Source organism: Mesorhizobium waitakense (assembly GCF_056431085.1).
Window position 1 is genome coordinate 1 of sequence record NZ_JBWKME010000160.1, and the last position, 8,441, is coordinate 8,441.

Sequence of the window (8,441 nt, forward strand, 5' to 3'; positions counted from 1 at the left end):
TCGGAATGCGAGAATGGGCCCATGTCGGTCAAACCCAATGACTCTTGGTATCAGGTCTGCGTGCATTAAAAAGCAGCGGCGGGCTTCCTGCCGCTGCTCAGCCCCGCCCCGCGTTACGCGCCGATATGACCGCCGAAGCGACAATGTTCGCTAAGCAAGGTCGACAGAATCTCGTTGAACTTATCGATCTGCATCATTTCGGCAACAGGCTGAATTTTATGACTATTTCATATGCATCCTCGTTTATGAAAAGCTACGCATTCATAATTTTGATGCAATATTGCAGTTGACGACCACCACATCGCCCTCGAGGGCGGTTGGCCCTCTCCGGCCAACAGAGGAACATCAATGCCCGACATCACTTTTGACCCAGCCGGCGGCACCGTCGAAGACTATTTCAGAAACGCCGAAGTGCCGAAGACCGTCAAGTTGACGGCGCGGCTTCGCAAACTGGACAACAAGGTTCCGCGTAACGCTGTGACAGTGGCGGACATCGATCGTCTTATCGAAAGAACGAACGCTCACTATGCCAAACGCCCCCGTTAAGGGGGCGTCTTTTGTACACCGACAATCGGTACGTCTTTACGAGCCCTGCGGATGCCATTGAGAGCGCGGGGTTTTTAATCGTGTGCGTCAAAGCCGTGTCCTTTATCGCTGGCCACTATGGATGCTCCCCAAAGCTCAACCTGCAGCAAGTCGAATACGCCCGAAACCAATGGGCAGAGCTCGCTGCGCCCCTGCCGCTCGAGCGGTATCGACCTGAAAAGCGCGAGCTTCTCACGATCGCAACGCTCATCGAGGCTCTGGTCGACATCCCCTTCGTCCGCTATGCCAACGCGACCGGTGAAGTCCCGACCTTGCTCGGCGAATTTCCCGCGAAGGTGACCGCTTTAGTAATGGGCATCATCATCTACGACATCACGCTCCGCACCCGCATGAACCGGACGATCGAGATCAGATACCTCGATCTTGATCGGATAACCGGAGAAGAGATGCAAAAGGCCATCAAGGCCTTGCACGAGCGGCAGCCACGTAAATACAAATTCCGTCTTCTACTCTCGTTCCTGCGGAAGTTTTCGACGCCGATCGTTTTTCACTAAAATTGGCATTTCGGGCTAACGTCGGTCTGAAAACCAGTCCAGATGGTCTTCGTGCGCCGGTTCGCGTTCCATCTCCCGCACCATCACGGGTTCAGCCAGCTCCTGCTCGTCAAGCTGGGGCGGGTTGTCGGCGAGTGATTGTTTGAACCAGTCGAGGTGATCTTCCCGCGTGACGGGAAGGGCCTCCTCAAGGCTGTCGGCGAGGACCCGTTCTTGCGGCTGCTCCTGCTCCTCGCGGAGGAGCTCTTCCAGGTCCTCGATCCGCGCATCGGTCTTGCCGAGGTCATACATGTAGCCAAGCTGGGTGCTGTGGCGCTCCTCCAGATAGGAAATCAACTGGCCGGGGTCGCCCCCGGCAGCCAGTTCATGGGTTGCGCGCTCGATGTCGTGGTCGAGCCCGGCGATCGACTTATCCAGTGATTCTGCGTGGTCATGCAGCCGCGCCAGGTCTTCCTGTTTACCCATCGTGCAGTCCCCCAAAGCACCCTAGTGCTGGTAGTGATAGGCGGCCTGATGTTCCGGCTGGGCTTGCAGCTCGGCGACCAGGTAGGCCCGGAGCTTCTCCCCGGATTTCACCAGGTCCTGGGCGCGGCCATAAAAATGAAAGGTGCCCTCCCGCAGATGCTCCGGGAATTCCGGCATGGTTTCGGCCTGCGTTTTGCGCATGGTCCAATAGGCAAGCCGCTTGCGGCGCCGGATCAGGTCCGTTTCCAGCCATTCCAATTCCTTGCGCGCCCGGGCGCGCTGCTCGTCCGTCAGTTCGCGGATGCCGAAAACAGATCCTCTGTGTACCTTGGTCATGAAACTATGATGGGACGGGTTTGAGCATCCCGCAAGTGCTACCTTGCCCCAGAGCAAGAACCGCCGATGCGAAGTCACCGAAAGCTTACCGTGGCTTATAGGAAGCGGCCGCGACCCGGCAGCCAGCCCAAGAGGTCGTCGGATGAGGGCTCGCGTTGCGCCTCCTGCTCGGCGGGCCGCCGGGCGGCGCCCGGTTCATCGAGGTTTGGCGGATTTTCTGCCAAGCCCTCCCTGAACCAGTCCAATTGATCCTCCGGTGACCCATACTGGACGGCCTCAACCAATTCGAGCCATGCCAGAGGGCTTTCCCGATCGGAGCCGATACGGCGACCGTTACTTTGGGCATCATGCGCGCCGACATGGCGCTCTAACTCCTCGATCTCCTTCGCTACCGTGCCTAGTTCGTAGATTAACTCCCGTTGTGCGCTATAGCGGTCTTGCAGAAATGTAATAATTCGTTTGGCATTAGCTTCCGCTTCCATGCGCGGCAGCCAAGCTTGCATCGTGGATTCGATATCGCCGATAGCCTGTTTCAATGTCCGAGCTTGGTCGTGCAAAAGTGCGAGTGCCTCCTGGTCATTCACAGTGTTGCCCTCCGTCTAATTCTGGGAACTCTATACGCACGTTTGTACGCGCTCCACATGAGTCACGCTAAAAATGACGCATATGCCTACCGCCGATCGCGTTCCGGATCATCCAGCCGGCTGCGGTCCGGGCCGTCAACCGGCTCCGGTCGGCCGTTGTCGAACCAGTCCAGTTGGTTTTCCCACCGCTCAAGGGTTTGAACATCTTGGGATGTGGATTTGTCGTCCAGCCAGTCCAGCAGGTTTTCCGGGGCCAGCCGGTAGGCCGCGGCATCGTCCTCGGTCGTCTCCAAGGCATTCTCGCGCTCAACAGCGGCGCGGGCGGCCGTCACGTCGCCTGTCTCAGGCCCAGCCTCTGGAGGGCCTGGACGATGCATATCGTCGAGCATCCGTTCCTCGGCCGTGTCCAACTCTCGCGGGTGGATTGGGTCGCCGTCCGGGTCGGGCACGGGAAGGTCTTCTTCACCCGGTTCTCGCGATATCATCGGCTCCCTCTCCAGTTTCGCATAAATCCTGCGTGTCCGCCGTTCATCCCGGTCGGGGCCGCGATGCTGGCCCGCCACTTGGTCGAGCCGCCGCTTCGCATAACTCCGGCCATCGATCGCTACGGCGAGCCCGACCTTGCCCAACGCCGCGTTGGCTACCCGTTCCCAAAGAGCCCTCGCCTCAGTGACGAACTGCTTGCCATCGGCACTGCGGATCTTTAGCCCAAACCCTGCTTCACCGACAATGCGGGTCGTCATCAGCATATGAACGTGAGGATTGCGGCGGGTTCCATCGTCATGGATGGCCAGGTCGACGACAAACCCCTGCGCGGTGTAAGCGTCAGCCATGGTGCGCGCCACAGCCAGCCATTCGGCGCGTGGCAGTTCGACCGGTAGGGCGAACTCCACCTCTTTGGCTAAACGCGCGTCCTTGCGCCTCTCTGCCGCCTCTACGGCGTTCCAGAGCCGGGCACGTTCAGCCATCCATCCAGGCGCTCCGGCAGGCAGGCGGATTTCGGTCGCGACGACGTCGCGACGCCCGCCGAAGTCCGACAGGCGCTCCTCGGCCTCATTGGGCAGGACTTCACCCGCGCGATAGGCGGCGGCGGTCACCACGGACCGGCCGTCGCCCCGGCTGATGTTTTTGACATTCAGGTGGTAAATGGCCACGGGCCTCTCCACGGCTCGGACGGGGTTTCCAAAGGGGGTTTACCCCCTTGGCGCAGCTGCCGGTTTTCTCCGGTTTGCGCCCCGCAACCGGTTAGAAAACCGAGCAAGCGTCGCCCCCCACGTTGTAATGCGTACACGTTGGGGCGATGCGTAGGTGCGCTGTACGCATTGCAACAAATTCCGGTCAAATCCACAAGCTCACCCGGCGCTCAGTTTTCGAAGAGGTCAAGCGTCTCCGACGGCTTTTGCCGTTTCGCTGGCCTGGGCTTACGAACATTGATGGCAGCGGCATCGAGGCGGTTCTTGAGATGCACCGCATAGTGCTTCTCGATCATCTCGACGCTCGTCCGGCAGTTTTTGGCGATTTGGTAAATGTCGGCGCCCTCCAGCAGCCTGAAGCTGATGTAGCTGTGGCGCAGCGAGTAGAGCGTCCGCCGGTTGCCTTCGCGGTCGAGTTTGAGGCCGATCTTATCAAGGATGCCGTTGAACTGCTTCTTGTGGTCCACCGGAAAAATCCGGTCAGTGGGTTTGGGCTTGTTCCGGGTCACCATTCGCTGGAACGGGAACACGGCGCCGGACGTGCTCTTGCAGTACCCGACCCCGCGCTTGCCCCGCACCTGGATCTCCAAAATCTTTTGGCCCGTTCCCTCGTCCTTCACGGCCTCCACGTCGCGATACTCAAGCCAGTTGGCTTCGTCGGGTCGGAGACCGGTATTCGCGAGGAACAGGATCTTGTCGTGGAGTTGCTCGGCCAACCACACGCGATGGGCCTTCTCGCCTTCCGCCGCCTTCTTGCTGGCTTTCCGGGTCTCCTCGGCGTGCGCCCGCGTCGCTTGGTACAGCTGTTTGTACTCCTCTGGTGTAAACCAGGCGCGGTGCACGACCTTCGCGGACTTCTTGTAGGGCTGGGAGACGTCGGGCAGGTGCGCCAGCCAGCGATGCCGTACAGCGGTCTTCAGCACCAGTCGCAACGTGACGGTTTCATGGTGAAGCGTGCTGCGTGAGGGGAGCTTCTTGCCCTCCTCCGGCGTCATCCGGGAAATGCGATACTCCTGCACCGTGCCGGCGTTGATGGTGGAAAGGCCCATCTTGCCAAAGTACGGCACGAGGTAAGCCCGGACGCGCCGGTAGTGGTCCTGGACCCAGCGGGCGTTCCGCTCTCCGTCCGTGAGGACCTCGTACTCTGTGGTGAACTGGTCGGCAGCGTCCTTGAACGTCTTCTCAGCGACAAGCTCGCCCCGGCGGCCTTTGTCCTTAAGCCCGAAATACCAGTCTTCTGCCCAGTCTTTGGCCCGAGAAAGGCTCTCTTCCTTGGTGCTGACCCGCCAGTTTTTGCCTTTCAGGAAGGTCGAACAGTGCCAGATCGGGCTTTCGTTGCGCCGATAGACGTGAACTTTCCCTTCCAGAATCGTGTGCTTTTCCGTCATCGCCAGCCACTCCCTGAGCACGTGCAAGTTTGTGCAAGAGATGTGTAAGGCTAGCTTCGGCTTCCTCGCCACACAAGGCGATTTATAAGTGCTTGATTTCCCTTGGGAAATGGCACGGGCAGCAGGGCTCGAACCTACGACCTGCGGTTTTGGAGACCGCCGCTCTACCAACTGAGCTATGCCCGTATCGTGCGCATGTCGGCGCAGCAGGCGCTTCCTAAAAGCTTCCGCACGCTCTGTAAAGAGTGGTTTGCAAGCAAACGCGCCTTAACCCCTGCGCCAGAAATCGGGATAGCTGACGACCAGCCCGTCGCGGTCGATCTCGAGCTCCCGCTTGAAGTCGCTGGCGCGCGATTCGTAGAGATATCGCCTGCCCTCTTCGAGGCATGTGTAGCGCTGCGGGTTGGCGACGACGGTGAGGGTCGGGAAATCGATGAAGGCGGTGGTGATCTCGGCACTTTGTCCCGTCGAAAGCCGCAAGCGCCGGATCGGCAGCGTGTTGGTGAACGGCGTGACGGTGAGATCAGGGTCGAGGACGCCGTCGAGCTCGGGCATCGGCAGGCCGTCCCCGGTCCAGCGGCCGTCGCCGTCGGCGGCAAGGACAAGTGTCTGGCCGCTGCCGATCACGTCGACCGTGACACTCCTGGCATGCCAGTTCGCGTTGCAGGCGATGCGGTAGCGGACGGCAAAAGGCGTCTCACCAGAACAGATGACGACAGAGTCGGCCCAGAACTCCCCTGCCCGCTCCTGCAGCAGCAAGTGTTCGAGGCCGGGGCCATCCCACTCGTGCCAGCGCACGATATTCATATCTTCCAGCATCAGCCCGACACCTCCCGTGGCGACTGGAGGCTACTTTGTTTCCGGCGGCCTGTACGGCCCACCCGGCACGCCCCAGCCCCAGGCCGGCATCGGTTCCGTCTCGGGATCGCAGGTCTCGCCGAGATTGGAGTTCATCTTGGCCAGCCGCGAGCCCCATTCGACGTAGCCCATGAAAGCCGAGCGGAATTCAGGATCGTCGGGCAGGCCGACCGCGTCGGCGGCATCGGCCAGAAGATTGATCCAGCGGCGGCGCTGCTCCTCTGTCAGATGCTTGCCCAGATGGTGCATGACCATCTCGCGGTGGCCGCCGAATTTTTCGCTGTAGGTTTTCGGTCCGCCGAAAACCTCGCCGATGAACGCCGCAACATGGGCCGGATGGTCCGGCGACATGCTCCTGAACACCGGCCCGACGACCGGGTCGCGAAGCACCTTGTCGTAGAAGGTTTCCGTCAGCCGGTTCAGCGCCTCGGTGCCGCCAGCCCATTCGTACAATGTCGGGACGTCCTGGCTCATTTGTTTCCTCCACTGGCCCCTTAAGCAGCGCCAGAGATGGCAATGCCGGGGTGACGATAGTGGAACTATCGGGGATGGCTCAACCTGCCTCGACGGCCAGTCCGCCGACCGGTGCCGCCGAAACTATGACTTGGTGGGCGCGTTGGCCTGGAGTTTGGGCGCCGATACCAGGCGGCAATTGCCCGGCTTCGGGGCCGATTTGCAAATGGAAGCGCCGGTCAGTTCATCCGCCGATTGAGGCCCTGTCGTCAGCCCGACTTTGAGCATCTTCCTGGGGTCGAGCTGCCGTTGGCTCGAATGGAGCTTTATCGCGGCAAACAGGTCAGGCCCGACCGCCATCTCTTCGAGATAGGTCTTGACCTGCCGGTCCAGTTCCAGCGACCGCAAGCGCAACCGCGCATGGGGGCCGACCAGGCGTCTGACACCGCCCGCAAGCATGATCGGACAGGCTGCATCGCATTCGCCCAACGCATCATTGGTGAGCCCGACATAGACGCCGTCCTGAGCCGTGCAGCCCGGCTTCTCCGGCTCGCATTCCATGAACTCCGTGCGCGCGACCGCCACGTCGAGCTTGCTTTCGCGGATCAGCCTTCCGGCGGCAAGGGCACCAGAAAGATCGCCTCCCGGCGAGTTGATCACGACCGGCAGCCGTCGATCCCCCAGGGTGCCAAGCAGTTGGCCCAGCTTCCGTGGCGTCTCGGCGGTAATCCTGCCTTCCGCTGCGATCCACTCCGGACAATCGGGATCGCAGAGGAAACTCTTGCCGCGCACCAGAACGAAGCGCATGTCGGCGACATTGTCCTGCTGGACGGTTTCGGGTTCGATCGGCGCGACAGCGGCGGGCTCGACTTTTCCCACCTCGGCAGCGGCCGGCCGCGTGGCCTTGTCTGCCGGAGACGGCACTTCCCGGCAATTCTCGGGCAATGGAGTGGCGCGGCAGATGGTTCCAGCGGTCAGCATGTCAACGGAATCCAGGCTGGTGACCATCTTCATCCGAAGCATGTTTTGCACTTCCAGTTGGTGGATTGCGCTGGCCGGGGTGTCCTTCATCGTTTCGAGCACGCCCGGTCCGACGCCCATCCCGTCGAGATAGGTCGCCAGCCTTTTCTCCACCGCCTTGCTCATTTCGTACGTCTTGTAGCTGCCGGCACTCTTCCGGCTGACGATCCTTGTGCTGAGTACCTTCTTCTTGCCGCCCACGATGCGATAGGTGGTGCGATATTGCAGTTTCGTGCGGATATAGGTCGTGGTGATCTGATGGACGCCGAGATAGGCCGATTCACCGACCAACCGCCGGATACCGCCGGCAAACATCAGCGGACAGGCGGAATTGCACATGGCGCCGCTGGCGTAGGCATCGCCGAAATAGCGGGCGCCCCTGCCATCGTTTTCCGCGCAGTCTTTCACGTCGGGCAGACAGTCGTCGAACCGGGTCTTGCCGACGGCGATATCGAGCTTGTTCTTGCGGATCAACCTGCCAAGCGTGAGCGCCGCCTCGACATTGCCGCCGGGAGAATCGACGACGATCGGCAGATTTCGGCCGCCAAGCGTTTTGAGCATGCGTTTGAACAGAACCGGCGTCCGGGCCTCTATCGAGCCTTCGGCGGAGATCCATTCCGGGCAGATCGGCTCGCAGCCCGGTGCGTTGCTGCGGACGACGACAAAGCGCATCGTCGGACCGAGATCCGGCGCCGTATCCGCCGCAAAGGCGGCATGCCCCGCGACAAGCGACGCCAGCAGGCAGATTAGCCGCAGCGACCACAAAGCCCGACGATGCAAAAGGCGCCCTGGAACCATCTGGAAAAGCCCCGCCATGCAAGCTATCCTAGACGAGGTCCAAAGGCTTGCAACAGGGTTCGACCGACAACACCCGACGACCGCCGGGCAAAAGGAAAAAGGGCGGCCCCAAGGACCGCCCTTTCCGTCTCGAACCTGACCCAGCGGATGCCGGGGTCAGTTATTCCTTGATGGTGACGACGATGCCGGCACCGACGGTGCGGCCGCCTTCACGGATAGCGAAGCGCAGCTTCTCTTCCATGGCGA

11 protein-coding genes and 1 tRNA gene are annotated in these 8,441 nt (G+C 61.0%); 2 read left to right on the forward strand and 10 right to left on the reverse strand.

Annotated elements, in window-relative coordinates:
* The first annotated feature begins 348 nt into the window (after positions 1-348).
* Together AC07FD_RS30515 and AC07FD_RS30520 are read left to right on the forward strand one after the other, a co-directional pair.
* A complete protein-coding gene (locus AC07FD_RS30515; protein WP_095090656.1) occupies positions 349-546 on the forward strand; it encodes a hypothetical protein in 198 nt (65 codons plus the stop codon).
* Between the two features lie 11 nt (positions 547-557).
* Positions 558-1,100: a hypothetical protein gene (locus AC07FD_RS30520; RefSeq protein ID WP_478352868.1), complete on the forward strand. Its 543-nt coding sequence runs from the start codon at positions 558-560 to the stop codon at positions 1,098-1,100.
* Positions 1,101-1,115: 15 nt separating this feature from the next.
* On the opposite strand, the gene AC07FD_RS30525 is transcribed toward AC07FD_RS30520, so the two are convergent.
* From AC07FD_RS30525 to AC07FD_RS30570, 10 genes are all read right to left on the reverse strand, one after another.
* Positions 1,116-1,565: a hypothetical protein gene (locus AC07FD_RS30525; RefSeq protein WP_478352869.1), complete on the reverse strand. Its 450-nt coding sequence runs from the start codon at positions 1,563-1,565 to the stop codon at positions 1,116-1,118.
* A gap of 21 nt (positions 1,566-1,586) precedes the next feature.
* Positions 1,587-1,901: a hypothetical protein gene (locus AC07FD_RS30530; protein ID WP_478352870.1), complete on the reverse strand. Its 315-nt coding sequence runs from the start codon at positions 1,899-1,901 to the stop codon at positions 1,587-1,589.
* Positions 1,902-1,996: 95 nt separating this feature from the next.
* Positions 1,997-2,485, reverse strand: a complete 489-nt coding sequence (locus tag AC07FD_RS30535) for a hypothetical protein (protein ID WP_478352871.1) — start codon at positions 2,483-2,485, stop codon at positions 1,997-1,999.
* An 86-nt stretch (positions 2,486-2,571) separates the two neighbouring features.
* Positions 2,572-3,639 (reverse strand): MobA/MobL family protein, encoded by a 1,068-nt coding sequence (locus tag AC07FD_RS30540; RefSeq protein WP_478352872.1) that lies wholly within the window; start codon positions 3,637-3,639, stop codon positions 2,572-2,574.
* Between the two features lie 209 nt (positions 3,640-3,848).
* Complete coding sequence (locus AC07FD_RS30545) at positions 3,849-5,066, reverse strand: site-specific integrase (RefSeq protein ID WP_478352873.1); 1,218 nt, start codon at positions 5,064-5,066, stop codon at positions 3,849-3,851.
* 110 nt (positions 5,067-5,176) lie between these two features.
* A tRNA-Trp gene (locus tag AC07FD_RS30550) sits at positions 5,177-5,252 on the reverse strand.
* 81 nt (positions 5,253-5,333) lie between these two features.
* Entirely contained in the window at positions 5,334-5,885 is a 552-nt protein-coding gene (locus tag AC07FD_RS30555) for a putative glycolipid-binding domain-containing protein (protein ID WP_478352874.1), read from the reverse strand.
* 30 nt (positions 5,886-5,915) lie between these two features.
* A complete protein-coding gene (locus tag AC07FD_RS30560; RefSeq protein ID WP_457154153.1) occupies positions 5,916-6,398 on the reverse strand; it encodes a group II truncated hemoglobin in 483 nt (160 codons plus the stop codon).
* 123 nt (positions 6,399-6,521) lie between these two features.
* On the reverse strand, positions 6,522-8,195 hold the full coding sequence (locus tag AC07FD_RS30565; RefSeq protein ID WP_478352875.1) for a COG3904 family protein: 1,674 nt from the start codon (positions 8,193-8,195) through the stop codon (positions 6,522-6,524).
* A gap of 160 nt (positions 8,196-8,355) precedes the next feature.
* Positions 8,356-8,441, reverse strand: an 86-nt coding sequence (locus AC07FD_RS30570; protein ID WP_455749504.1) for an EF-Tu C-terminal domain-related protein, incomplete at its 5' end; no start/stop codon positions are given.

Coding starts and splice junctions, on each gene's coding strand:
- AC07FD_RS30560 (WP_457154153.1), bottom strand. CDS start 6,398: ATGAGCCAGGACGTCCCGACATTGTACGAATGGGCTGGCGGCACCGAG.
- AC07FD_RS30525 (WP_478352869.1), bottom strand. CDS start 1,565: ATGGGTAAACAGGAAGACCTGGCGCGGCTGCATGACCACGCAGAATCA.
- AC07FD_RS30530 (WP_478352870.1), bottom strand. CDS start 1,901: ATGACCAAGGTACACAGAGGATCTGTTTTCGGCATCCGCGAACTGACG.
- AC07FD_RS30515 (WP_095090656.1), top strand. CDS start 349: ATGCCCGACATCACTTTTGACCCAGCCGGCGGCACCGTCGAAGACTAT.
- AC07FD_RS30565 (WP_478352875.1), bottom strand. CDS start 8,195: ATGGTTCCAGGGCGCCTTTTGCATCGTCGGGCTTTGTGGTCGCTGCGG.
- AC07FD_RS30545 (WP_478352873.1), bottom strand. CDS start 5,066: ATGACGGAAAAGCACACGATTCTGGAAGGGAAAGTTCACGTCTATCGG.
- AC07FD_RS30555 (WP_478352874.1), bottom strand. CDS start 5,885: ATGCTGGAAGATATGAATATCGTGCGCTGGCACGAGTGGGATGGCCCC.